We start from the raw sequence: 25,511 nt of genomic DNA, 5'->3' as shown, positions 1-25,511 counted from the left end.
ACAAGGTATTTACTTCGTACAGTTCGCTGCGCTCGGGTGGCCAAAAGCGGGTTAAATGCAAAATTCAACATCAGCAATTCTATCACCGCATAAGCCATTTTTATTTCCTTTTTTGTAATTTAGTTCCAAGAAAAAGCATTGGCTTTGTTTGGTAATTATTGAACATTCGTTCAAATTAAGCTTGCAGTTGGCTTTAGCGATTCTGCGAATTTGCTACGCCGAATCTTCGATTTGGCTTCCGCCGAATATTCGATTTGGCTTCCGCCGAATATTCGATTTGGCTTCCGCCGAATATTCGATTTGGCTTCCGCCGAATATTCGATTTGGCTTCCGCCGAACCTAAAGGTTTCGCCAATATTTTTTCCGCTAACTGAAATTCTAAAAACAAATTTATAGATAACAGAAATGAAAAACACAACAAAAATAATAGTATCAATATTATTATCAATTATTGTATTCAGTTGTAGTTCTCAAAAAAGTAAAATTTTAGCTCCTAAAATTGTTTATAAATCAGATGATTTAATCATAACAAAAATTTCTGATAATACATATGAGCACACATCTTTTTTACAAACTCAAAGTTTTGGCAAAGTTCCTTGTAATGGTTTAATTGTACATAATACTAAAGAAACTATTGTTTTTGACACAACTACTGATGAAAAAAGTTCAGAAGAATTAATCAAATGGATTAATCAAAATCTTCATTCAAAAATTAATGCAATAGTCCCAACTCATTTTCATGAAGATTGTTTAGGTGGCTTAAAAGCATTTCATAATCATAATATTCCATCTTATTCATATTTTAAAACGATAGAATTTGCAAAAGAAAATGATTATGATATCCCTGAAAACAGCTTCAAGGATTCTATAATTTTAAAAGTAGGTAACAAAACAAGTATCGTAAAATTCTTCGGGGAAGGACATACCAAAGATAATGTCATAGCCTATTTTCCAAGTGAAGAAATAATGTTTGGAGGGTGTTTAATAAAAGAAATGAATGCATCTAAAGGGTATTTAGGAGATGCAAATGTTGAAACTTGGTCAAGTACAGTTGAAAAAGTAAAAAAAGAATATCCAAATGTAAAAATGATTATTCCTGGACATGGCGAATTTGGAGATAAGAAACTACTTGATTACACAATCAATTTATTTAAAGTAAAATAAGAACTTCTGTTAACATCATATTTACTTTGTACAGTTCGCTGCGCTCGGGTGGCCAAAAGCGGGTTAAGTGATAAATTGAGAGTTTTTGCTTCCTTATCAACCAAAAGCTGTCCATATTTGTATTTTTTGTAAGTTTACAAATAATGGAACAGCTTTGGTTTCGTTCGGGTCTGAATTGAACAGTCGATCAATTTAATGCTAGACAGTCACTAAGCTGCGGCAGGTTATACGTAATTTTATTAAACTTTATGTCCAAATTAAAGCAGATTAGAGAACAACAAAATCTAACGCAAGAAGAATTATCCGAAAAATCGGGAATTTCTGTAAGAACAATACAAAGAATTGAATCGGGAATCGAACCAAAAGGTCATACTTTAAAAGCACTATCTAAATCTTTGGACATTTTGGAAAATGAATTAACTAAAAAATTAGTAGAAGATTCAATTGAAGAATCTCTTGAAAAACCAATCGAATTTATAGAACCCGAAAGTGGAGTTGACTATCAAAAAATCAAACTCATTAACCTCTCTTCTATCCTATTTATTTTAATTCCGCCCCTTAATATATTGGCTCCTCTTATTTTGTCTTACGTCCTAAAACAGAAAAATAATTTGTCTAAACAAATAATTTCGCTACAAATTCTTTGGACAATTTTAGCTCCGATATTTTTCATGTTGGGAATTTTTTTGAAGCTTGGACATTCATTTACAATTGTAATTTTAATCATTATTGTGTTATCTAACGTTTTCTTGATATTACGAAATCTTGCAGAAATTGACAAAAGTAAAAAACTACGTTATAAATTGAATTTCAACATGATATAATATTTGACGGCGAATTGTCGGGTTTTTGTCGGGGTGAATTTTTGCTATACTTTGTTTTAAATTTAACCTTTGTTGAAAATTAAATCAATGTCTAGAAAAATCATTTTCGGAATTCTATTTCTTATTATTTGTTCAGGTAAAATCTTTGCTCAAACTGAAAACTCTACCACTCTTTATAAAACAATTTTATCAAAAGACAGTCTGCTTTTTGAGGTTGGTTTTAATCAATGCAACATCGCTCAATTCGAAAGTCTGTTGAGTGAAAATCTAAAATTTTATCATGACAAAGATGGAATTTCAGACAAAGCAAAATTTATTTCTGATTTAAAAAAAGGAATTTGCAACAACCTTGAAAATCGCCAAGTAAAACGATTTTTGATAAAGGATAAAACCGCAATTTTTCCACTTTACAAAAATGGAGAACTTTACGGAGTTGTTCAAAATGGAGAACATTCTTTCTCTGAAAAAAGAGAAAATCAAGGCGGAATTGCAAAATTTACTAATCTTTGGGAACTGGAAAACGGAGAATGGAAATTGAAAGAATCTTTTAGTTTTGATCATCAACCTATTTTAGAAGAACAGAAAACTACAAATATTTTCGATAATAATTCTGACATTGAAAATTGGTTATCAGAAAATAAAATCAAAACTCTTGGACTTGGAATTATTGAAAATGGAAAACTAAAACAAGTAAAAGTTTTTGGAGAAATTTCGGAAGGAAATTCCGCACCATATAATACAATTTTCAATGTAGCATCTCTTACAAAGCCAATTACAGCAATGGTTGCCTTGAAATTGGTAAGTGAAGGAAAGTGGAATCTGGATGAACCTATTTACAACTATTTTACCGATGCAGATATTGCAAAAGATCCGAGAAATAAAAAACTAACCACAAGACTTATTTTGAGTCATCAAACTGGATTTCCGAATTGGAGAAGTGAAACCGAAAACAAAAAATTGCAATTTCTTTATGAACCTGGAACAAAATATGGATATTCTGGAGAAGGCTTTGAATATTTAAGAAAAGCTCTTGAAAAGAAATTCAAAAAACCTTTAGAAAAACTTGCGGAAGAATTGGTTTTTCAACCTTTAAAAATGAAAGATTCCGATCTTATCTGGACAAAAAACACTGATGAATCACGATTTGCAATTGGTTATGATGAAAACGGAAATCCTTACAAAACCATCAAAAACAAAACCTCAAATGCAGCCGATGATTTACTTACCACAATTGAAGATTACGGAAATTTTCTCGTTAATATTTTGAATGGAGGAAACCTTTCAGAAAATGTTTATCAGGAAATGTTGAAAAAACAAGTAAAAACAAAAGATAACAAATATTTTGGACTGGGCTTTGAAATGTATGATTTAGGAAATGGAGAAATGGCAGTTTCACATGGAGGATCTGACTTGGGAACACAATGTATTACATTTCTATTTCCAAAAACAAAAAACGGAATTTTAATTTTTACGAATTCAACTGTTGGTTATAAAATTTTTAATCCTCTTTTAATTCATTATTTAGGTGAAAAAGGAAAAAAATTAATTGATATTGAAAGTAAATAAAAACTACGTGTAACATAATATTTACGTTGTACTGTTCGCTTCCAAGAGATGGAGCAATGGCGGGTTATATGATTTATTGAAAGTTTCTTTTTTTTATTCCGAAAAAAGCCAATTATGTATAAGTTTTATTTTTTTGATTAAGGAATTCGTGAATGTTTGCATTTCCATTGGCTTTTTTTCTTAAATTTATTCAATGAATTGGCTTTTGCTTACTGTGTCGCCAAATTGAACCTTTTGCATCAATTTCACTACCGATTATTAGAATTCTTTTCTATAATAAATTTATATTTTCAAAATCAATTTTCACATCGATTAATATAACATACAACACTATTAACCAGTCAATTAACCAAAAGCTTTTAAATTCTCAATGATTATGTTCCTCTACAGACTGACCGATAAACAAAGCTGATAATATCGTAAAAATATATGCTTGCAGAAATGCAGCTAATATTTTTATAATATAAATAAATAGTGTTAATATTAGCGAAACGCCTATACTTCCTCCTATCGTAAGCTCTTCGTTTAATAGAAATATGATAGCTATAAGTCCCATAATAACAGTATGACCTGCCATATTATTCGCATACAACCTAATCATCAAAGAAATACCTTTTGTGAAAATTCCTAAAACTTCAATTGGCATCAATATTAGTCGTACGGAATAAGGAACACCAGGCATCCAAAATATGTGTTTCCAATAAGATTTTGTTCCTTTGATATTTACAAGAATTAATGTAAAAAGAGCCAAACAAAAAGTAACAGAAATATTACCTGTAATATTAAAGCCAAAAGGAGTTAGTCCAATAATATTCAATATCCAAATCAGAAAAAAAACAGATAATAAAAAGGGCATATACTGCTTATATTTTTCTCCTATATTCGGTTTTGCTATTTCATCTCTTACATATAATATCAATGGCTCTAACAAGCGACCGATTCCATTAGGAACCCTATTATAATCCTTTTTGTAGCTATTAGCTAATCTAACAAATAAAACAAACATTAACATTGCAATAAAAATTAAACCTACAACACTTTTTGTAATAGAAAAGTCTAATGGCTTAATGAATTTCTCGCCAAAAAGTAATTTATTTCCGGACTTATCTGATTTATAAATTTTATTATGGTCTAATACATAATAATGATCTCCATAACTTGCTATTTTATCTCCATTTATAAACTCTGAAGAAGAAAATATTTTTAATCCATCATCCAAAATAATTACAGGCAAAGGAAATCCATAAATTCGCTCTTCTTTTTCATCTTTAAATAAAGTAAAATAATAATCGTCTAAAAGATGATGTTCTATTGTTTCATTTATTTTTATCTTTTTACTCGTACTTTTTTCATTGTGTCCAAAAATATTAAATGAGAAAAAAAGAAGAAATACAACTATTAAGTATTGAAAGTATTTCATTTTATATATTAGGTTAGTATGTTTAAGTTTCATTAGATATGATAAAGGCTAACTTTTGGTTAGCCTTATAACTTGCGAATAATTAAAAGAAATTATTTATTCAGTATCCAAGCAAATATTAATGGAGCAACAATTGTTGCGTCTGATTCTATAAAGTAGCTTGGAGTGTCTACATCTAGTTTTCCCCAAGTGATTTTTTCATTTGGAATACAACCAGAATAAGAACCGTATGACGTAGTTGAATCGGTAATTTGGCAGAAATAACGCCACTTAAGAATATTGTCCTTTTCTAAGTCCTGCTCTAGCATTGGTGCTACGCACATTGAGAAGTCTCCCGCAATTCCACCACCAATCTGGAAAAATCCAATGCCGTGGCCTATAGCATTTTCTTCATAAAAATTGGCCAACCAAACCATATACTCAATACCGCTTTTTACTGTTGATGCTTTAAGTTCTTCTTTAATAACATAAGATGCAAAAATATTTCCCATTGTTGAATCTTCCCAACCAGGAACAACAATTGGTAAATTTCGTTCAGCGGCTGCAAGCATCCAGGAATTTTTGGGATCTATTTCGTAATCATCTTTTAAAACACCACTTAATAACAATTGATACATGTATTGGTGCGGAAAGTAACGCTCTTCTTTAGCCTCCGCATCTTTCCAAATTTTTTCGATATGGTGCTGGATTTTACGGAAAGCTTCTTCTTCAGGAATACATGTGTCTGTTACACGGTTGTATTTATTATGAAGTAGCTCCAATTCATCTTGTGGATTTAAATCTCGATAATTAGGTATTCTTTTGTAATGAGAATGGGCTACCAAATTCATGATATCTTCTTCCAAATTAGCTCCTGTACAACTTATGATATCAACTTTTCCTCCGCGAATCATTTCCGCTAATGTAATACCCAGTTCAGCTGTACTCATTGCTCCTGCAAGAGAAATAAGCATTTTGCCACCTGCATTTAAATGAGTTTCATAACCTTTTGCTGCATCAACTACACTTGCCGCATTAAAATGTAAAAAATTACTTTCTAAGAATTGTGAAACAGCACCTTTTTTACTTTCCATTTTTTAGAATATTTAAGGATTAAAAATTAACATTATAAATACGGCAAAAATTGCTAAATGCATTAATCCTACCGATGGAGTTGTACGCTTTCCTAAAAATGTCATTACACTTAGAAGCAACGTAATAACAAATAATATTGTTTCTGTAGAGGTTAAACCAAACAATACCGTTTTTCCAGTGATTAGCCCAACAGTTAAGATACAAGGAACTGTAAGCCCAACAGTGGACATAAAGGCACCTTGACATAAATTGACAGCTCTTTGAAATTCATTATTCAAGGCTGCTTTAACTGCTGTCATTGATTCTGGTGTAAATACAATAATAGCGATTACCACACCACCTAAAAATGGCGGTAATTTGGCAGCTTCTAAACCATAATCAATAACAATAGCCATATTGTGCGACAAAAGTATAATAGGTAAAAGCATTAATACCAAGATGAAAAAGCGAATCCAAAGTTCAGATTTGTTATTGACCTTAGTGGATTTAGCATTTATATGTGAATTAGAGTTAGAAAATCTTTCTTTAAAAGGAATTTCCATATCACCTGGTTTAGGCTGTACATATAAGTGTTTATATCCTTTAAGTTGCATTAATAAAAACAGTCCATATAACACCACAATTATAAGTGTGATGGTTATTGCCTGAGCGTTACTAAATCTTCCGCCACCTGCTCCTTCAATAAAGTTTGGTAATATCAGCCCTATTCCTCCTAGTACAATAATCATTGCGAGATATGAAATTGTTCCTTGAGAATTGTATTCTTGTTCTCCAAACTTAAGCCCTCCTAATAAAATACAAAGACCGATTATTAAGTTCATGATAATCATCATAACTGAGAAAATAGAATCTTTTCCAATGGTTGGATTCTCACTAGGACCAAGCATAACAGCAGAAATGAGAATAACTTCAATAAATAGAACAGAAAAGGTAAGAATTAAAGTACCATATGGCTCTCCCAATTTATGAGAAAGTTCATCGGCTTCTTTTAAAACTCCGAAAGAAGCACCTATTACAGTGGAAAGTAAAATAATAAAACTTATACCAGCAGTTACAGGAGACATTGCATTATTGAAAAATGAATTTCCGAATATCATAAATGAGATTACGATTATCCAAACAGTACTCAAACGAACCCCTGTTCTAATTGTTAAAACTTGAGATAATGCATAGCGGATATTATGAGACTTACTTAACATAGAACCTTCTTTTAAATAACGGTTCAAAATTATTAACAATATATAACAATGTATTTATCCTATGTTAAATAATTGATTTTAGATGTGTTAACGATAAAACTATAATTTGATTTTCAAAAAAAATTAATTTTTTAAAATTATAGTTTTGCGAATTCGACTTAGACTAACCTGTGTTATACCGAGATAAGAAGCAATGTACTTTAAAGGCACTCTACGAACAAGATTTGGATAATTATTCAAAAGATCCTTATATCTATCACCAGCTTCTAATAATTCTCTTGATATAATTCTATACTCCATTTTGAGTATCTCCTTTTCAGCAAATTTTCTTCCCCAATTAGCTATATGAATATCATTTTCATACAAATAATTTAAATCCTTAATATCAAGTTCATAAAACACACAATCTTCCAAAAGTTGAATATTTTCATATCCTTTTTTATTCTGAACATAACCATTCATTGAAATAGCAGTTTCACCTTCTTCTCCAAACCAAAAAGTAGTTTCTCCCATTTCAGATTCGGAAAAAGCCCGAACAATTCCACTTTTAATAAAATAAAGTTTCCTTTCCACAGAACCTGCTTTTATAAGAAGATGCCCTTTAGGATAATTCCTTATTGAAACATATTTTTTCAACATATTAGCTGAAGATCTAGGCAAAGTATAAATCTGATCAAGAATATAATCAATTTCCATTTTACATCAGTTTTTAATTCATTTATAATCAAAAAATACACAAGATAAAACAAGGATGAATTTGAATAAAAATAAGATTAACTAAATTACATCAAACATTATCAATTTGATTTATCATATGTTAAAAAAACTATTTATTTCATTCTGAAAACCGTAGTGTGTATGTCTGTTTTTTCTATTGATCTTTCCTCATAAGAACTTCAAGCATACTTTTGTGATATAAACAAGTTTAATTGATAAACTGTAGACAATAGCCTTTATCACCTAAAATGGTACAATCTTTAATTTGTTGTAAAGTTGTACATCTAATTGTTTCTACAATAACTACAATTCATTATTTTTTTAGCTGTTTGCACAACTTTTATTTGTTATGATACAAATGCACTACGAGTTATTCTTTTTTATTTGTTTTAATGAGCTTCAGGTTCATATAATTTTTTCACTAAATTAGCTCATCTAAAAACTAAGGAAGTCAAAAAGTATTGGCTATGTAAGATCAAAATAGAACTTTCAGTCCAAGTAAGTTGCAGTTATCTTTGGCAAAACTAAAGGTTTTGATTGTACTTTTTCCTGTTAACGGTCGTTGTAAAGTAGCGATCGACAAATTAGAAATAAACTAATATGAGTGACACAAAAAAAACAAACGACATTTGGACTTCTAGATGGAATGATAGATATAGCAACGATGAGTTTGCTTACGGTGAAGAACCAAACATTTATTTAAAAGAGAACTTGTGTAAATTGCCTGTTGGAACAATTTTGTTTCCTGCGGAGGGCGAAGGACGAAATACCGTTTTTGCAGCCAAAATTGGCTGGACCGTTACCGCATTTGACATAAGTAATGAAGGGCAGAAAAAAGCTTTTAAACTTGCAGAAAAAAACAATGTACTGATTGACTACCAAGTTGGTGAATTAGAAACATTAAATTTTAAAGCAGAACAATTTGATGCTATTGCTTTGATTTATGCACATTTTCCTGCAAACATTAAATCACAATACCATAAAATACTCGATAAATACTTAAAAGTAAATGGTATTATAATTTTTGAAGCGTTCAGCAAAAAACATATTGACTATGTAACCGCAAATGAAAAAGTTGGCGGACCAAAAGACATTGAAAGCCTATTTTCAATAGAAGAAATTAAAGCTAATTTTTCGAACTATGAAACAATAGAACTGGAAGAAAAAGAAATTCAATTAAGCGAAGGACTTTTTCACAATGGAACAGGTTCTGTTATAAGATTTGTAGGCCGAAAAACAACAAACCGCTAACATTAATTTATTTTGTGCAGGTCGTTACATTCGGGTGCACATCTGTTTGGTCCTAATTTGAACAAAGTGTTTAAATTATGACTGCAATTGCCTACTGTGAAACTTCGAATTGGCTTCAAAAATTCTGTGAATTGGCTACGCCGAATCTTCGATTTCGCTTACAAATTTTACGTTACCTGTAAACTTACATCAAACGATTGTAACAAAATGAAAAATATATTTATAGTTCTTATCTCTGCCACTTTACTAATTTCTTGTAAAACAGTCAAGCAAATTGAACCTCAAAATAATTTACTAACCAAAAACTTAGAATTAGCATACCAAAAAGATGCCATTAAAGGTTTTTCTGTTTCTATAGTAAATGATAAAGGTGTAATTTATGACAAAGGATTTGGATTTACAGATATTAACCAAAATAAAGCCTATACTTCTAATACAATTCAAAATATAGCTTCAATATCTAAAACACTCATAGGAGTTTCTTTGCTAAAAGCTCAAGAATTAGGAAAACTAAATCTTAACGATCCTATTAATAATTATTTACCATTTAAGATTATCAATCCAAATTATCCTGAAATTCCTATCTTAATTAAACATTTGGCTTATCATACATCATCCATTACGGACCTTGATGAAATTTATGCAAAATCTTATATTTTAACCAAAGACAAACATGATAAAAATGAAGGCGTATATGATTATTTTAGTAAACCAGAATCAAAGATTGAACTACGTGAATTCATTCAAAATAGTTTAACCGAAAACGGAAAATGGTATCAACAGAATTCGTTTTTAAATTCGAAGCCTGGAGAAAAACGTGAATATTCTAATATAGCAGCAGCACTTTGTGCATTGGTTATAGAATCTGCAACTGGGCAAGATTATCGAGATTTCACCAAAGACTACATCCTAAAACCATTGAAGATGAATAACTCTGGATGGACATCAGCAGATATTGACCCAACAAAACGCACAAGATTATTTGCATATAAAGAAAAAATGATAGCAGAATATGCCCTTATTACTTATGCAGATGGAGGGTTTATCACATCTAGTAATGATTTAGGAATATTTTTATCTGAATTAATAAAAGGATACGAAGGAAAAGGAAAATTGTTAACTAAAGAAAGTTATGAAAAGCTTTTTGAAAAACACAAATTTGTAGAGGATGGAAAGGCAGCGTATTATGGACTTTTCCTTGAATTTAGAGATGGTTTTCTAAATATTAAAAATGAAATGATTGGTCATAATGGTTCTGATCCCGGAGTTTTCACTGCAATGTACTTTAACCCTATAACTAAAATGGGCAAAATAGTTTTAGTTAACACAGATACTGATTTTACAGATAATGTATGGCCCGAAATAGAGGAAATATGGAAAGTTACATCAGATTACGAAAATGCAATTGCAAAATAACAACCCGCAGATAACATTGCATTTCCTTAGTGCAGTTCACTTTGCTTTAGTGGCAAAATACTTTAAAGAAACTCTATAGAAAATAAAGAAACATTTATTTGCTAACGCTTTTAATATGTAGGTTGTGAGTTATAGGCTATAGGTTTTATGTTGATGTGTTTAACTGATGAATCGTTTAACTGATGATGAAGTTAGAAAGGGAAATAGGTATAAGGTTATATGTTAATGTGTTGAACTGGTGAATCGTTTAACTGATGAATTGAGTGACCTAGTAACAAGTAACGCTGTAACGAAGCTGAATAACTATTTACACATAGTTACATTAAAAACTAGGTGCTAAACTTCATTTTTCTTAACTTTTTAGGGACAAAAAGTTACAAAAGTCCTTTTTTTGGTCTTGCCGCGGCCTGAAATCGGTTAAATTGCGTTTTACAACCTACCGAATCGAATCGTAGCAAAGCTACCCGATTCGTTTATGCTTGTTGCAACGATTTAACATTCGATCTCATGCCAATGGCGCAATTATATTACTTGTAAATAGTTGGATTTAGTGTTGAACTGGGCTTCAACGCAGCTCAGCCACCCAGTCACGAATATCGAAGTGAAATGGCTGTTTGTTGTAGGTTGTGAGTTATAGGTTTTATGTTGATATGTTTAACTGATGAACTGTTGAATTGTTGATTTGTTGAGCTTATGATGAAGTTATAAAGGGAAATGTTATAAGGTTATATGTGTTGTACGAAACTATTTGCAACTATTGCGTCTAACCAAAATTTTAATTAAATTTGAGATAAATTATATAAAACATGAATTTAGAAGCACGCAAAATATCACTCGCTCAAGAATTCTTGAGAATTGATAATGAAAAAATTATCAGTGCTTTAGAAAATTTTTTACATAAAAATAAATCTGACTTTTTTGAAGAAAATCTTGAACCAATGTCAGTAGAACAATTTAATAAAGAAATTGACCAGGCATTGGAAGATGAAAAAAATAATAGAACAATATCATCTAAAGATTTAAAAGCTCAAATTCAAAAATGGGGTTAGAAATTCTGTGGTCAAAATTTGCTGAAGATAAATTACAAGACATTTTCTACTATTATAAATACAAAGTAAGTTTAAAGACTGCAAGAAAAATAATTAATGAAACTGTTGATAAAACGATTGATCTTGATAAAAACCCAAAGATTGGTCAAATTGAAGAACTCTTAGCCGAAAGACCACAAGAATTTAGATATTTGGTAACAGGAAATTATAAAATTATTTACTATATAAATTTTGACACGAGAAGAAAGTTATTGCAAATGTATTTGATTCAAGACAAAATCCTGAAAAAATTATTGATACAGAGTAATATGTTCTTTGTTGATGTGTTTAACTGATGAGTCGACAATTATTATCTATCACAGACTATATCAAGTTTCTTAGCTAATTGTGAGATATCGCATCAAGTGCGATGTAACAGTGTAGGTTTTGTTTATGCTTGTTGCAACGATTTAACATTCGATTTGATGCCAATGATGGTGCTTTTTACTAAATAGTTTGTTTCGGTTTTAAAATCTTGATTTCTATAGTTAAACTGATAAAATGAGTGACATAGTTGTAAAGCTTAAAAACGTTAACCACAATCTTGAAAAAAAAAAGGATTGTAAAAGTTTACAATCCTTTAAAATTATCTTTATTTTTTTGCTACAATCATCATGTGTGGACTAAATGGTAATAATGATTCGTCGTTTTCTGTTATCATTAGTAAATCGTCTAAAACAGCTCTTCGTTTAGGATCTAACATGTTGGAATAATAATCTTTATCTAGCCAAACAAATCCTTCAACGGCAAACATTTTATCGACTTTAAGGTTACATTCTAAAAATTCATCTTTTAAAACAGAAGGTTTATGATAAAATGCTTCAGCTAAAAGCCAAGGAAAATCTTCGGGTGGATTATGAATGCCCAATGTTAACTCGGACTTACACATTTCAATGAAAGTTGGTTTATAGATTAACCCATTTAAAAGTCCTACTAAAGTTGAAGCGGTAGCGTTAATTCCAAAGCCTAAAATGACACCGTTTTGCTTTAAAACTCGTTTTGCTTCGTTTATTGTTTGAATTCTATCATTTCTATTTTGTAAATGATACAAAGGTCCATGTAGAATAATTAAATCAGCAAAATTATTGGGAAAATCTAAATTTCTAGACTCCCCTTTTACAACTTTGAATTTATTTTTCAATTTTTGAGATCTATCCCTTGCCATTTTAAGGTGCTTGTCTACAGGTTCAACAAGGTAAACATTGTGATTTAATTTAGATAACCATTCTGAATATTTTCCTGTACCACCACCAATATCAAGAATAGTAGAAGAATTTTTAAGATATAAACTTATAAGGTATTTTATTCGTTGAAATTCAAAAACACCCATACCTTTTGAAAGTCGATCTTCTTCCGATGCTTTATTATAGAAAAGTTCAATATTTGAACTAATTAAATTATGTTTTTTCATACTAAGTTTAGTGCAAAAGCACTTTTGAAAATTTATTATTTTAGGAATAACATATTTCGACTACAGAGTTGTAATCGTAAAGACCTATATGAGACGAGGTTGTGCTATGTTTACTTAGTATAAGATTTTGTAAAAATAGAAAAAATAATTAAAAAGAAAGCAGGCTGTAATGCATTTACTTTGTGAAGTTTGGTTTACTTGAATCTTGCATTGCCAGGTTAAATACAAAGTAGCACTAATTATCTGCCACTATTTTTATTTATTGTTGGCTTTGCTGAGCTTCTGTTTCATAAAATCTTTTTATCTAAATTAGCTTATCTGAAACCTAACAGAAGTGGTTTGAAGAAGTCAAAAAGTATTGGCTACATGCAATCAAAATTGAGTAGAATAAATTAATGGATATAAATTAATAAAAGTATTGAGTCTTAAACTAGGTTCTATTTAATATCTTTATAAGTTCTAACATTAGTGGGGAAAATAATTTTCTTTTTTAATTTACAATTTCCTTATTAACTTAATGTATTATGAAAAATAGAATTTTACTATTGCTTTTATCACTTTCAATCTGCCAAGTATTTTCTCAAAAAAAACGAGCTAGAGATTATGGAATTGAAATAGGTGTTTTTAAAACAGGTTTAAATAATTCCATTACTGATGTAGCTGGGGTAAAAGTTGGACATACTACTTTGATTTCAGGAAATGAAGTGAGGACAGGTGTTACCGCTATTATTCCACATACAGGAAATATTTACCAGCAAAAAGTACCAGCAGCCATTTATATAGCAAATGGTTATGGAAAATTAGCAGGCTATTCTCAGGTAAAAGAATTAGGAAATATTGAAACGCCAATAATCTTAACAAATACATTAGCTGTTCCTACAGCCTTTAATGCATTAATTACTTATACTATAAACCAAAAAGGAAATGAAAATGTGCAATCAGTTAATGCTATAATTGGAGAAACAAATGATTCTTTTTTAAATGACATTAGATCTAGACCAATTACTGAAAACCATGTTTTAAAAGCTATTGAAAATGCAAAAAGTGGTATAATTGAAGAAGGAAATGTTGGTGCCGGAACTGGTACCACGGCTTTTCAGTATAAAGGTGGTATTGGAACATCTTCTAGAATGATTCCAAATAAATTGGGTGGCTATACTGTTGGTGTTTTAGTTCAAACTAATTTTGGTGGTGTTTTAGAAATTAATGGTGTTCCAATTGCAAAAGAAATGGATAATTTTCCTACATTATTTAAATATGATGTTGATGGTTCTTGCATGATTGTGGTTATGACGGACGCACCTCTATCCTCACGAAACTTAGAAAGGTTAGCCAAGCGTGCAATTATGGGATTAGCTAAAACGGGTGGAATTGCTTCTAACTGAAGTGGTGATTATGTTATAGCAGTTTCTACTTATAAAGATAATTTTATAAAGGGAGATAATGAATCTATGTTTATTGAAACGAAAGAATTAGATAATAATACCATATCTCCGCTTTTTTTAGCAGTAATTGAAGCTACAGAGGAGGCGATTATCAACTCACTTTTTGCTGCAAATACAACAGTAGGGTTTAAAAATAATAAAAGTGAAGCTTTACCTATATCAGAGGTTTTGAAAGTTATGAAAAAACACAATGCACTTAAAAATAAAGAACGATAAATCTAAACCGCAGAATCCTACCAGCATAGATTTACAATTCGTACGTTTTTATACAATTCAATTGCAACAGGTTTTAACCTGTTGTTAAAAAAAGTAGTAGAATAAGACTTTAATACTATTTGGGTAAAGCCTTATTCAGTTGCTTTGTAACATCGGGCTAAAGCCCAACGCAATTGAAAATTATTGTGTTGTATGATAAAAACTCTGTTAGAGTCAATAATATGGTATTTAAAAACTTTTGTATTTTAGTTATTGCTAAATAACAATGTTGCGTATCATATTAGAAGAACCTGAAATGAACAAAAAAATTAAATTGATATACCTAATACTTATAGTAGCATTAAACTTTTCGTGTGTTGAAAAAAAAGCACCCGAAAAAGAAACCAACATACCTGAAAGGGTTGCAACGGTAAAAACCGACACTTTAAAGTTTACTTCTGGTGTACGTGCTATTTTACAAGACAGTAAAGGCAATTATTGGATTGGCAGTCACAATGAAGGTGTAAGTTTTTATAATGGAACAGTATTTGAATACTTTACCGTAACCGAGGGGTTAGCCAACAATCAAATCCGTTCCGTTCAAGAAGACAAGAAGGGTAACATTTGGTTTGGCACTGCAAATGGAATAAGTGTATACAACAACGGCACGTTTACTAATTATCTATCAAAAAATAACAACCCAATATTTGATTGGAATACAACCAATGGAGATTTATGGTTTTATGCTTGGGAAGAAGACGGAATAAATCGTTTTGACGGCACCAACATGAACTATTTAATTTTTCCGAAACCCCACATTAAGAATACTGGTATTGCAGACAATACGTACGGTGTTACGGATATCAGTACAGATAAACACGGTACAATGTGGATTGCCACTTACGCAGCGCTATTTAACTACGATGGTAAAGAGGTAACTATTTTTGATAAAGAAAAATTAAACCTAAAACACAACGAGCGTTTGCATATAAGAAACGTTTTAGCAGATTCAAAAGGACGCATTTGGATAGGAAATAATGGCATTGGCGTTTTGCTTATGGAAGGTAATTCAACAATTAATTTTTCTAAAAAGCATCATTTAATTCATCCAACAAGTAAACGAAATGGAACGAAATCGGAGTCAGGTACATTGGAACATCCTTTTGCTATTGAAGAAGATGCACAAGGCAACATTTGGTTTGGCGATATATACGCAGGCGCTTGGAAATACGACGGTAAAACGCTCACAAACTATTTAATTAGCAACAAACAACCCCATCCAATGATTTGGACTATTTATAAAGATAACAATTTGCTTTTTGGATTGGCAGATGGAAATATATTTAAGTTCAATGGAAAAGCATTTGAAAGGCAATTTTAAAGAAATGAATGTACTACAAAGTAACTTTTGCAGCACACTATTCTTTAAATTGTGTTGTAAGTTGTAGGTTCTGAGTTCTATGTTGATGGGTTGAACTGTTTAATCGTTAAACTGATGAACTGATGTTTAGTAACCTAGTAACGAGTGACAAGCTCCCTAGCCCCCAAAGGTGAATTAGTGACGAGTAACGATGTGACGAAGTGGAATGACTATTTACCCCTACTTATATTAAAAAACCTTATACTATACTTCATTTCTTACCATTTTTAACTAAGATAATTTTGACAAAATACCAAATCTTGGTATATTTGATTAGGTAAATAAAATTAAAAAAAATATGGCTAAAAACACTTCGATTTTATTGGGCGATTATTTCGACAATTTTATCAATTCGCAAATAAAGGATGGTAAATATTCTTCTGCAAGCGAAGTTATAAGAGCTGCTTTGAGATTATTTGAACACGAAGAAACAAAAAAAGCTGAATTAATAAAAGAACTTAAAAAAGGGGAAAAATCAGGTTTTTCAACAAATTTTAATCGTGAATCATTTAAAAAAAATTTACATGAAAAATATTCTGCTGAATAATGAATTACAAAATAAGTAAACAAGCAGAAGTTGATTTAGAGAAAATTTGGCTTTATACTTTTGAAGAATGGTCTCTTACACAAGCAGACTATTACTATGACTTAATAATGAATGAAATTGAATATATTTCACATAATCCGAAGTCTGGAAAAGATTATACTACTATAAGAAAGGGCTATTATAGATCTAGAGTGAAATCTCATTTTATTTTTTACAGGATTAATCAAAAAGATAAAATAGTAGAAGTTGTCAGAATTCTTCATCAGCAAATGGATATTGAATCTCATATTAATGAGTGACAAGCCTCCTAGCCGTCAAAGGGGAATTAATTAGTGACGAGTGACGATGTAACTAAGTGAAATGGTTGTTTGGTTGTGAGTTACACTGATGAACTGATGAGTCGACATTTATTATCTATCACACACTACGTCAAGTCTCTTAGCTACTTGTGAAACATCGCATCAGGTGTGATGTGACAGGAAGCTTATATCCTTAAAAAGCCACTATTTTACAATTCTTTAAGATCACTTATGAATGCCTCTACTGCATTTTCTTCTGTTGCCCAAGATGTAATCAGTCTTATTGCTGCGTGGGTATCATCCACTTTTTTCCATACATAAAATAGGTACTTATGGCTTAGTTTTTCAATTACTTCATTGGGTAATATTGGAAATATTTGGTTGGTTGTTGATTTGGTTAGAAATGCATGTCCGTTTTCTTGTATTGCATTAGCCATTTTCATAGCCATTGCATTTGCATGCTTTGCTAGTGAGAAATACAAATCGTTTTTAAACAATTCTAGGAATTGTATTGCAAGTATTCTGCCTTTTGCCAACATTGCTCCTTTTTGTTTGAGTGCAAACTCAAATTCTAATGCCAATTCAGGCTGGTTAAAAACCAGAGCTTCTCCTAATAAGGCTCCATTTTTGGTAGCTCCTATATAAAATACATCAGTTAGTTCTGCAATATCTGGTAGGGTAAGATCGCTGTTTTCTGCCATTAATCCATGTCCTAATCTTGCACCGTCTAAATAAAGTAATAAATTTTTCTGTCTACAAAATGATGATAATTCTTTTAGCTCCGATTTAGTATAAATTGTACCAATTTCAGTTGAGTTAGAAATGAATACGATTCTTGGTTTTACAACGTGCGGTTTTAACCCGTATTCATCTAATGCATTTTGTACATTTTCTGGTTTTAATTTACCGTTACTTGTTTCTACAGTAATGACTTTGTGTCCTGTTGCTTCAATTGCTCCTGTTTCATTTGCTGAAATATGCCCTGTTTTTGCACTTATTACTGCTTCATGAACTCTTAAAAGAAAAGAGATGGCAATTAGATTGGTTTGTGTACCTCCTGACAGAAAGAAAATTTCAGCTTTGGGATTTCTCATTTTTTCTTTCAGCAGATTTTTTGCTTCTAAGGAGTAATCGTCTTCTCCATATCCTAATTGAGGAACAAGGTTAGTATCTATGAGACTTTTTAAAATGTTGGGATGAGCCCCTACTGAGTAATCATTCTTGAAATTATACATCATTTTAATTTTTTAAATTTTTAAACATTTTAGCGAGACAGTTAGCCTTGCTCATCAAAATTAGATTAGTTTATCAGTAATCTCTTTGGCTTTACCCATCATTTCTTTGTTTTTCTGGAAACTTGCTGTAACAGTAGCACCTTCAACTAACATATAAATAGTATCTGCTAATTCTTCTTTTGTAAACAGATTGTTTTTAAGCATAACATCATTTAGTAGTTCTAAAATGTAATTTCTAAATTTCATTTTGTTTTGATTAATGATTTTAAATGCTTTTTTATCATCTTGTGGCACTTCTGCCCCTGCTTTAATGAAAGGACATCCTCTAAAACTGTTTTGCGTTTGTCTTTTAATTCTAAAATCAAACAGTCCTAAAATTTTATCTTTAGGATGTTTTATTTTTTTAATATAACTGTATAACTGCTCAAACCAATGCTCATTTGTTTTTTCTAAATAGGCATAGAACAAATCGTTTTTTGATTTGAAGTGATTATACAAAGAGCCTCTTGCTATAGCTGCTTCATCAATAATTTGATTGATGCCAGTAGCATGATATCCTTGTTTATAAAACAAATTGGTTGCTGTATCCAAAATGTTTTCTCTTATATTATTTGATGCTTTCATACATTATTTTTTTAATATATATACTCCCAAAAGAATAATTAATGCCCCCATAATATCTGAAAAAACAATAGGCTCTCTACCAATAAAAGCACCTATAATTAAAGCTACAATTGGTGGAATATAAGTTACGGAAGCAGCCTTTACCGCTCCTAATTTATCAATGATAAAATAGTAGATCAAAAATGCCAAACCTGTACCTAATAAGCTAAGCCCTATAACAAGCCCTAATGCAGCTTCTACATTATTGAAAATGTTAGTAATTCCATTAAATGGTGTTATTAGGCATAAAATGATTGTAGCTCCTAAAAGCTGATAGGAAGTTAACGCAACGCCTGAAATTTTTAAGGGGCTAACAAATTTCTTCGCATAAATAAAGGATGCGCCAAGACTGATGGATCCTATTACCATATACAAAATTCCTTGCCAAGTATTAGCTGTAATACCAGTATTAAAAGGTTTTGCCAGAATTATTACTCCTAAAAAACCAAGAACTAAGCCTACGACTTTTCTAAAACTAATTTTCTCTTCGTTTAGAAATATCGCTGCTAATACAAAAGAAAATAAAGGCGATGAACCACTTAACGCGCCTGCAATACCAGAGTATAATAAATGAGAACCAACCACAAAACAATAGTAGTAAACCACTGCCGCTAGTAAGGACATGATTAAAAAATGATACCAATATTTAAGATGTTCTTTTTTAAATACTCTCTTTACAAGTCCAAATAGTATAATAGGAAACGCAGCTAGTGCAACACGCAGAAAAACAACTTGTATTGGACTTATATACTGAGTTGCCAATTTCATATAAAGAAAATTACTTCCCCAGATTAAACCTAAACAAACAAATGCGAGATTAGGTAAAAAATTCTTTGCATCAATATTTTTCATATTGTATTCTTTTCATTTGCAAAGTTAAATGAAATTAAACTAGATAGACAAGTCTGTCTAAAAATATTTAAAACAACATTGTCCTTTTTTAACTGTTTTAAACATAACAAATTGAAAAACAACAACTCAATTAATCATAATAGTAAAACTCCTTCAAATTTAGAGGGGGTTATTATTACAATCAGTAAAATCTTTTTGTCGATTCAAAGTTAATACCCTAACAGCTACTATTGTATCAATCATTGAACAAAAGGAAAGTCGCCCAAAATTGAGTTCATGATTTTCGCCTTAAATCCATTTTAAGCACTACATTACCAGCAAGAGCACTACGATTACGAAATCTTCTTGCATTTTATAGATTGTTTGCCCTGAGTCATTGTAATTCCTGTGATTTTTCCTTTTTCATCCAAAATAAACTTAAACTTCGAGTTGTATTTTCTTGCAAAGAAGCAGTTTTCATCCGTTCTTACCAATAAAGCTTTTTCGGAATTTGCGCCATCATCCAACATTCTTATAAAAAGGTGGTCCTTTGCGGCTTTCGTAATTTCTATTTTTCCAACCGTGATAATTCCTGCCAATTGTGCTTTGTAAACACCCGTATAAATATCTGTTGAGGGAGCAGTTTTGCTTTTGTAAACAGAAAAATCAGGATATTGATATTTTTTCCCATAGTATTTTGAGGCAATACCAAGCGCAACTTCATTCAATTTTATATTAGTATCATTAGACAAAATAGAAATAGCAAGGCTATCTTCGGGAGAATACCCAACAAAAGAATGAAACTCATCAACTCTACCACTGTGTCCATATCCCTCTTTTTTATAAAACGGAGTTCTTTGCAAGCCAAAACCTAAAGCAGTTCTTATATCTGTTTTTTTCATTTGCTCTAAAGACGTTTTTGAAACCAATTTTCCATCAAATAAACTTTGAATAAGAATTGTTAGATCACTTGCTGTCGAAATCATTGCACCTGCAGCCTGCGTAAGGCTTGGAGCGGTTTCCGTTTCTTTTATCCAATTTTCACCGTTGAAATTATACGAAGAATTTCGTTTTGCGTATTCATTTTTAGATGTTTCTACGTAGGTGTTTTTCAATCCAATCTTGTCTGTAATTCTTGTTTTAACGTTTTCAGCAAAAGATTTTCCTGTTATTTTTTCGATGATAAAACCAAGCAACATATAATTGGAATTGCTGTACGAACTGTCTTTACCCGATTTAAATTCTGGTTTTCCTTGCTTTATTAAATTCAATAATTCGTCTTGGGTAATGTCTTTGTCTTTTTTAGTATAATAATCTTTCCATTGCAAGTAGTCGTAGATTCCGCTGGTGTGATTGAGCATATTGGCAATTGTAATGTTTTCGGCATTTTTTATGGTTGGAAAATAATCGCTTAGTTTGGTTTCTAAAGATAATTTCCATTCTTCAATCAATTGAAATGTAACAACCGCCGTCGATATTTTTGTAATTGAACCAATTCTGTACAAACCCGAATTATTTTGAAATCTGTTGTAATTGCCCTCATAAATCGTTTTTCCGTTTTTCTGAATGACAACATCTCCCGAAAATGCGTTGTTATCATAAAAATAGTTCAGCAAGCTATCTAAAGATGTTTTGTAATTGGGATTTTGGGCAAAACCGAAAGTAAATAGCAAAAATGCCGTAAGTGTAAGAATTTTTTTCATGTCTAATTATTTTATCTGTTGCAAATAAACAATCATTAAGAAATTAATTTTCCAGTTTTTTGACCAACGTGCGCAAAATGATGACCAACGATTTTTAACTTTAAAAATCACGTTTGTCATTAAATTTTAAGGTTTCGTGTAAAAATCAAAAATGAAATCGCAGAAATATTTAATTTTAACCCAGATTAAAAAAGAAAGCCCTGAAAAATTTTAGCATATCTCGACTCCTACTTAATATTGCCTTTATAGGTTTTATTATGTTTGCTGCTTTAAAGAATAATCTCAAAGAAATTACGCTTTTTCATATTTTTTTGTACAACTTTATTCTTTTCGGAACTGCTGCAGTTAATAATCTTATTTTGATGCCTAAGTTTTTCAAGAATAAAAATGTAAAACAGTATGTACTTAGCATTCTGGCGCTTATTGTTCTTGTCACTTTCATTCAAGGGAATTATTTAGAATGGCTTTTTAAAAAATTCAATACCAATCGCCTTGTAGATTTTACTCCATTTGCTGTAACATCGGGAGTTTCAGAAAATTTTCAAGCCTTTCAGAAGTATTTTGATGCTTTTCCAAGCATCATAATGGTATTGGTTATTATGTTTTTAGGTTTTGTTTTGCAACGATTTTTTTGGAAATCCAAAATTGAGGAACAAGCAAAAGCCGAGCAAACCAATGCTGAATTAAGTTTATTAAAATCTCAGATTAGTCCCCATTTTTTGTTTAATGTTCTCAATACGTTGTACGCTTTATCGCTTAAAAAATCAGATGAAACGCCCGATGTTATTTTGAAACTTTCGGATATTCTACGTTATTCTTTGTACGAAACGGTCGAAAAAGAGATTTCCATCAATAATGAAATTCATATCTTGAAAACTTATATCGACATCGAAAGTTTGAGGATTCCGAGCAGCGCAAAAGTTTCATTCGATTATGATAATTCCATTAGTGATTCCAAGAAAATTGCCCCCATGCTTTTGTTGCCAATAATAGAAAATGCCTTTAAACATGGTACTTATTCCACTATTGGCGAATCTTTTATTAAAGCTAATTTGCGTGTGAATGAAAAATTGATTTTTACTTGTGAAAATAGTTTCAAAGAATCAATAACTTCGGAATTTGGCGGAATCGGACTTAAAAATATTCGCAAAAGATTGCAATTGCTTTATCCAAATAAGCATAAATTCGAGGTCAAAAAGGAAGTGGATGCCTTTTACGTTAAAATAGAAATAGAGCTTTAAAATCATGAAAATTAATTGTGTAATTGTAGATGATGAGCGTTTGGCGCAGGAAGTTTTGACGCATCACATCTCAAAATTTGATGTTTTAGAATTGAAAGGCGTTTGCAACAACGTTATTGAATTGGTTTCATTTCTAAATAAAAACCACGAAATCGATTTGGTGTTTTTGGACATCAATATGCCCGAAATTAACGGCACCGATTTTACGAAAATGGTGAATAATCCACCTGCGATAATTTATACAACTGCTTACAACCAATATGCTGTAGAAGCTTTTAATCAAAATGCAATTGATTATTTATTAAAACCAATTTCTTTGGAAAGGTTTTCTAGAAGTATTCAAAAAGCAAGTCAAATTCTAAAAAAAGAAGCACCCAAGCCAATAGAAACTCAGGAACAAAAAGATGAAAGTTTTTTCATTAAAAGCGAAAAGAAGTTAGTCAAAATTATTCCATCCGAAGTTCTTTACATCGAAGGAATGGGCAATTACGTAAGCTTGTTCACAAAAACGGATAAACTTATTCTTCACACCACTATGAACTCTATTGAAGAAACTTTCGCTCAATTGGATTACATCTGCAGAGTTCACAAATCGTTTTTCGTGAACATCAATCAAATTAATTATGTGGAGCAACATGTTATTATTTTAAACAACACCAAAAGCATCCCAATTGGCTTGAGTTATCGTCAAGAATTGTATCAAAAATTGAAGATAGTTCTTGGGAAATAAAAAGTGTTGTACAATAGTGGTACTAAAATTAATTGAAAGTTATTTTAAAAAATCTTCAAAATCTTCTTTTATAAAAACCCAATACTTTCCTTTAAAGCAAATAGGATCAAAATCGTCATCTGCTAAGTTAAAATCTATGAAGTTTTGTTTTATAGTATCGGCATCATGAGTATATGGATAACGCATTTCATGTAATGCTAGCATATTATTTATATTGTATTCTCCAATTAATGCATGTAGATCCCAAAAATCTTTCTTACGCCCACCTCGCTGAACAACATCAACTTTCATTGCTATAATTTCTTCAATTGTAGCCATTCTTACCCCATCAACCTCAATTGGCTGTTGAATAAATGAATCTGTATAAAAAACATCAAGTTTAACATTATCATCTTTTGAATCACCAATAAAATATGAGCGACCGAAAGCAGGCGGGATATCTAAAAAATCAACATAATTAAAGGTTTCTTTTAAATATGATTCTATTAATTGAAAATCAATAGTTCCGTATTCAGAATCAGTAAATAAATTGATATCTACAGATTCTCGATGTCCTATTTGTAAACTTAATGCAGTTCCGCCTACCAATCTAAAATCCTTGAATATTGGAGCCTTCATGATAGTGTAAAGACTCTTTTTAAGAATATCGTTTACTGTATTATAAAAAAGCATTATGAGGTTTGTTGGTTTCTGTATATAGTGTAAGATTGTCTTTTATTAAGAGCCAAAACTTTATCTATTTTAGATTTTCCGTAAAATCTTTTCACTTCATTTTTCTCTATGTCATTTCCCCTCTCAAAAACACGTTGAATAACCGCTCTGTATTGCTTATCCCAATCAATTTTATTAATGTCTGTATCCCAAAAAAGAGATTTTCTAAGTAACAATAAATTAGGAGTTTTAGACAACGAAGCTTTTCGCTTTTCTTCTTCAATATCAAAATAAGTTTGTAGAAGAGCAAGTGTTCCTTCTTGCAGTTCCAATTGTTTTTCAATTTTTAAAGCTAAAGCTGTATTTAATTTTCTACGCCCTTTTGTTATAGCATTAAGAGTCTGTGGATATTCACCAATCATTAGAGCAAAAGGTCTTTGAGAAATATGCATTTTATCTAATAATCGATTCAAAACAATTCCTGGATGTATTCCTTTATATTTCACTATCACTGTATTCATAATACAAATGTAAACATTTTTGTTTATATGTAATAAAAATTGTTATTAAAGTAAAAGCTTCTTATTGTATCCTTTTTTTGCAATTCATCAATTACACTAAAAGTAACTCTTTTACTAACTTATGATTTTTAGGGAGTATACTAAATTTCTAAATTGGTTTGCAAAAAAAACTTCATCAGAATATAGAACGTTTGCACGACATGTTTTTTATGTGGTAGATATCGAGTAACAAATACAATAAGAAAAGTATAAAAAGAAAAAGACTATCAAATATAAATACTTGATAGTCTTTTAAAAGAAAGTATATATCAACAAAGAAAACTATATTTATTTTCCGATACAATATCTTACTTCTCTTTATTTATAAGGGTTTACAAAGGATATGTTGTACAATAGTGGTACAGAAATTAATCTTCAAAAGGTTTGTTTTTATAAACAGTATAAGGTTGTCTTATATTCTCTGTTAAAACTTTTTTAATCACACTATCTCCATAAAATCTTTTGATTTCCAATTTCTCTTCTTCATTACCTCTTTCAAAAACACGTTGAATAACCGCTTTGTATTGCTTCTTCCAATCAATTTTATTAATGTCCGTATCCCAAAAAAGAGATTTTCTAAGTAAAGATAAATTAGGAGTTTTCATAAATTTTTGTCTAAAAAAATATAGATAAATCTACTTAAATTCTATTTTAAAATAGCTTTATGATTATCTTGTGATGTGAAGCGAGTATTTTATTTTTTTAGAAAACTCACTTACCGAAATACAATTCATAGTTTTAAAATAAACATGCCGTTATCGGCAGATATACAATAAATATAAAGCTAAAAAACAATGTTTTTTTGCCTATATAAAGTATTAGTGCGTTGTTAATTTTATCTTGTATTATATCAGTAGATTT

The 25,511-nt window shown here is 30.6% G+C and carries 24 protein-coding genes and 1 pseudogene; 13 read left to right on the top strand and 12 right to left on the bottom strand.

Annotation, left to right across the window (positions count from 1 at the left end):
• Positions 1–405: 405 nt before the first annotated feature.
• The 3 genes from bla (at position 406) to H1R17_RS10810 (ending at position 3,554) form a co-directional block, all read left to right on the top strand.
• Positions 406–1,164, top strand: a complete 759-nt coding sequence (gene bla / locus H1R17_RS10820; RefSeq protein WP_163431107.1) for a subclass B1 metallo-beta-lactamase — start codon at positions 406–408, stop codon at positions 1,162–1,164.
• 248 nt (positions 1,165–1,412) lie between these two features.
• Positions 1,413–1,988, top strand: a complete 576-nt coding sequence (locus tag H1R17_RS10815; RefSeq protein ID WP_163431106.1) for a helix-turn-helix domain-containing protein — start codon at positions 1,413–1,415, stop codon at positions 1,986–1,988.
• An 87-nt stretch (positions 1,989–2,075) separates the two neighbouring features.
• A complete protein-coding gene (locus H1R17_RS10810) occupies positions 2,076–3,554 on the top strand; it encodes a serine hydrolase (RefSeq protein ID WP_163431105.1) in 1,479 nt (492 codons plus the stop codon).
• Between the two features lie 367 nt (positions 3,555–3,921).
• Here the strand turns inward: H1R17_RS10810 and atpB are convergent, their stop codons facing one another.
• The 4 genes from atpB to H1R17_RS10790 all read right to left on the bottom strand — a co-directional run bounded on the left by atpB (position 3,922) and on the right by H1R17_RS10790 (position 7,943).
• A complete protein-coding gene (atpB, locus tag H1R17_RS10805; RefSeq protein WP_163431104.1) occupies positions 3,922–4,974 on the bottom strand; it encodes a F0F1 ATP synthase subunit A in 1,053 nt (350 codons plus the stop codon).
• Positions 4,975–5,066: 92 nt separating this feature from the next.
• Entirely contained in the window at positions 5,067–6,047 is a 981-nt protein-coding gene (locus H1R17_RS10800) for a deoxyhypusine synthase family protein (protein ID WP_163431103.1), read from the bottom strand.
• A 12-nt stretch (positions 6,048–6,059) separates the two neighbouring features.
• Positions 6,060–7,274: a calcium:proton antiporter gene (locus tag H1R17_RS10795; protein ID WP_240453321.1), complete on the bottom strand. Its 1,215-nt coding sequence runs from the start codon at positions 7,272–7,274 to the stop codon at positions 6,060–6,062.
• A 96-nt stretch (positions 7,275–7,370) separates the two neighbouring features.
• Positions 7,371–7,943, bottom strand: coding sequence for a Crp/Fnr family transcriptional regulator (locus H1R17_RS10790; protein ID WP_163431102.1), 573 nt, complete (start codon positions 7,941–7,943; stop codon positions 7,371–7,373).
• A gap of 621 nt (positions 7,944–8,564) precedes the next feature.
• Between H1R17_RS10790 and H1R17_RS10785 the strand changes: the two genes are divergently transcribed.
• The 4 genes from H1R17_RS10785 (at position 8,565) to H1R17_RS10770 (ending at position 12,015) form a co-directional block, all read left to right on the top strand.
• Positions 8,565–9,215 (top strand): bifunctional 2-polyprenyl-6-hydroxyphenol methylase/3-demethylubiquinol 3-O-methyltransferase UbiG, encoded by a 651-nt coding sequence (locus tag H1R17_RS10785; RefSeq protein ID WP_163431101.1) that lies wholly within the window; start codon positions 8,565–8,567, stop codon positions 9,213–9,215.
• A 207-nt stretch (positions 9,216–9,422) separates the two neighbouring features.
• Entirely contained in the window at positions 9,423–10,631 is a 1,209-nt protein-coding gene (locus tag H1R17_RS10780; protein WP_163431100.1) for a serine hydrolase, read from the top strand.
• Between the two features lie 806 nt (positions 10,632–11,437).
• A complete protein-coding gene (locus H1R17_RS10775; protein ID WP_163431099.1) occupies positions 11,438–11,680 on the top strand; it encodes a hypothetical protein in 243 nt (80 codons plus the stop codon).
• Positions 11,671–12,015 (top strand): type II toxin-antitoxin system RelE/ParE family toxin, encoded by a 345-nt coding sequence (locus H1R17_RS10770; protein ID WP_163431098.1) that lies wholly within the window; start codon positions 11,671–11,673, stop codon positions 12,013–12,015. The genes H1R17_RS10775 and H1R17_RS10770 overlap by 10 nt, the downstream gene beginning before the upstream one ends.
• 296 nt (positions 12,016–12,311) lie before the next feature.
• On the opposite strand, the gene H1R17_RS10765 is transcribed toward H1R17_RS10770, so the two are convergent.
• Positions 12,312–13,130: a class I SAM-dependent methyltransferase gene (locus tag H1R17_RS10765; RefSeq protein ID WP_163431097.1), complete on the bottom strand. Its 819-nt coding sequence runs from the start codon at positions 13,128–13,130 to the stop codon at positions 12,312–12,314.
• Between the two features lie 524 nt (positions 13,131–13,654).
• Here H1R17_RS10765 and H1R17_RS10760 point away from each other — a divergent pair.
• The 4 genes and pseudogenes from H1R17_RS10760 (at position 13,655) to H1R17_RS10745 (ending at position 17,036) form a co-directional block, all read left to right on the top strand.
• Positions 13,655–14,791 (top strand): annotated as a pseudogene (locus tag H1R17_RS10760) (P1 family peptidase).
• Positions 14,792–15,056: 265 nt separating this feature from the next.
• Positions 15,057–16,151 (top strand): two-component regulator propeller domain-containing protein, encoded by a 1,095-nt coding sequence (locus H1R17_RS10755; protein WP_240453320.1) that lies wholly within the window; start codon positions 15,057–15,059, stop codon positions 16,149–16,151.
• 337 nt (positions 16,152–16,488) lie between these two features.
• Entirely contained in the window at positions 16,489–16,737 is a 249-nt protein-coding gene (locus H1R17_RS10750) for a type II toxin-antitoxin system ParD family antitoxin (protein ID WP_163431096.1), read from the top strand.
• On the top strand, positions 16,737–17,036 hold the full coding sequence (locus H1R17_RS10745) for a type II toxin-antitoxin system RelE/ParE family toxin (protein WP_163431095.1): 300 nt from the start codon (positions 16,737–16,739) through the stop codon (positions 17,034–17,036). Before H1R17_RS10750 ends, H1R17_RS10745 begins: the two co-directional genes overlap by 1 nt.
• A 209-nt stretch (positions 17,037–17,245) precedes the next feature.
• Here the strand turns inward: H1R17_RS10745 and H1R17_RS10740 are convergent, their stop codons facing one another.
• The 4 genes from H1R17_RS10740 to H1R17_RS10725 form a co-directional block, all read right to left on the bottom strand.
• Positions 17,246–18,274 carry a low specificity L-threonine aldolase gene (locus H1R17_RS10740; RefSeq protein WP_240453319.1) on the bottom strand — a complete coding sequence of 343 codons (1,029 nt, stop codon included), beginning with the start codon at positions 18,272–18,274 and terminating at the stop codon, positions 17,246–17,248.
• Positions 18,275–18,331: 57 nt separating this feature from the next.
• The gene (locus tag H1R17_RS10735; protein ID WP_163431094.1) at positions 18,332–18,895 is read right to left on the bottom strand and encodes a TetR/AcrR family transcriptional regulator; all 564 of its coding nucleotides are present in this window, start codon (positions 18,893–18,895) and stop codon (positions 18,332–18,334) included.
• A 3-nt stretch (positions 18,896–18,898) separates the two neighbouring features.
• On the bottom strand, positions 18,899–19,786 hold the full coding sequence (locus H1R17_RS10730) for a DMT family transporter (RefSeq protein WP_163431093.1): 888 nt from the start codon (positions 19,784–19,786) through the stop codon (positions 18,899–18,901).
• A 332-nt stretch (positions 19,787–20,118) separates the two neighbouring features.
• Positions 20,119–21,468, bottom strand: coding sequence for a serine hydrolase (locus H1R17_RS10725; RefSeq protein WP_163431092.1), 1,350 nt, complete (start codon positions 21,466–21,468; stop codon positions 20,119–20,121).
• Between the two features lie 362 nt (positions 21,469–21,830).
• On the opposite strand from H1R17_RS10725, the gene H1R17_RS10720 reads away from it, so the two are divergent.
• Both H1R17_RS10720 and H1R17_RS10715 read left to right on the top strand, forming a co-directional pair.
• Complete coding sequence (locus H1R17_RS10720; protein WP_163431091.1) at positions 21,831–22,709, top strand: sensor histidine kinase; 879 nt, start codon at positions 21,831–21,833, stop codon at positions 22,707–22,709.
• A gap of 4 nt (positions 22,710–22,713) precedes the next feature.
• Entirely contained in the window at positions 22,714–23,439 is a 726-nt protein-coding gene (locus H1R17_RS10715) for a LytTR family DNA-binding domain-containing protein (protein ID WP_163431090.1), read from the top strand.
• 39 nt (positions 23,440–23,478) lie between these two features.
• On the opposite strand, the gene H1R17_RS10710 is transcribed toward H1R17_RS10715, so the two are convergent.
• From H1R17_RS10710 to H1R17_RS14160, 3 genes are all read right to left on the bottom strand, one after another.
• Positions 23,479–24,057: a nucleotidyl transferase AbiEii/AbiGii toxin family protein gene (locus H1R17_RS10710; protein WP_240453318.1), complete on the bottom strand. Its 579-nt coding sequence runs from the start codon at positions 24,055–24,057 to the stop codon at positions 23,479–23,481.
• A 53-nt stretch (positions 24,058–24,110) separates the two neighbouring features.
• Positions 24,111–24,611 (bottom strand): helix-turn-helix domain-containing protein, encoded by a 501-nt coding sequence (locus tag H1R17_RS10705; RefSeq protein WP_163431088.1) that lies wholly within the window; start codon positions 24,609–24,611, stop codon positions 24,111–24,113.
• 407 nt (positions 24,612–25,018) lie between these two features.
• On the bottom strand, positions 25,019–25,255 hold the full coding sequence (locus H1R17_RS14160) for a hypothetical protein (RefSeq protein WP_205600650.1): 237 nt from the start codon (positions 25,253–25,255) through the stop codon (positions 25,019–25,021).
• Positions 25,256–25,511 lie beyond the last annotated feature (256 nt).

This window comes from Flavobacterium sp. xlx-214 (assembly GCF_013874595.1).
Taxonomy (GTDB): domain Bacteria; phylum Bacteroidota; class Bacteroidia; order Flavobacteriales; family Flavobacteriaceae; genus Flavobacterium.
Note: the sequence above shows the minus strand (reverse complement) of the source record. Positions and strands in the feature narration are given on the sequence as shown.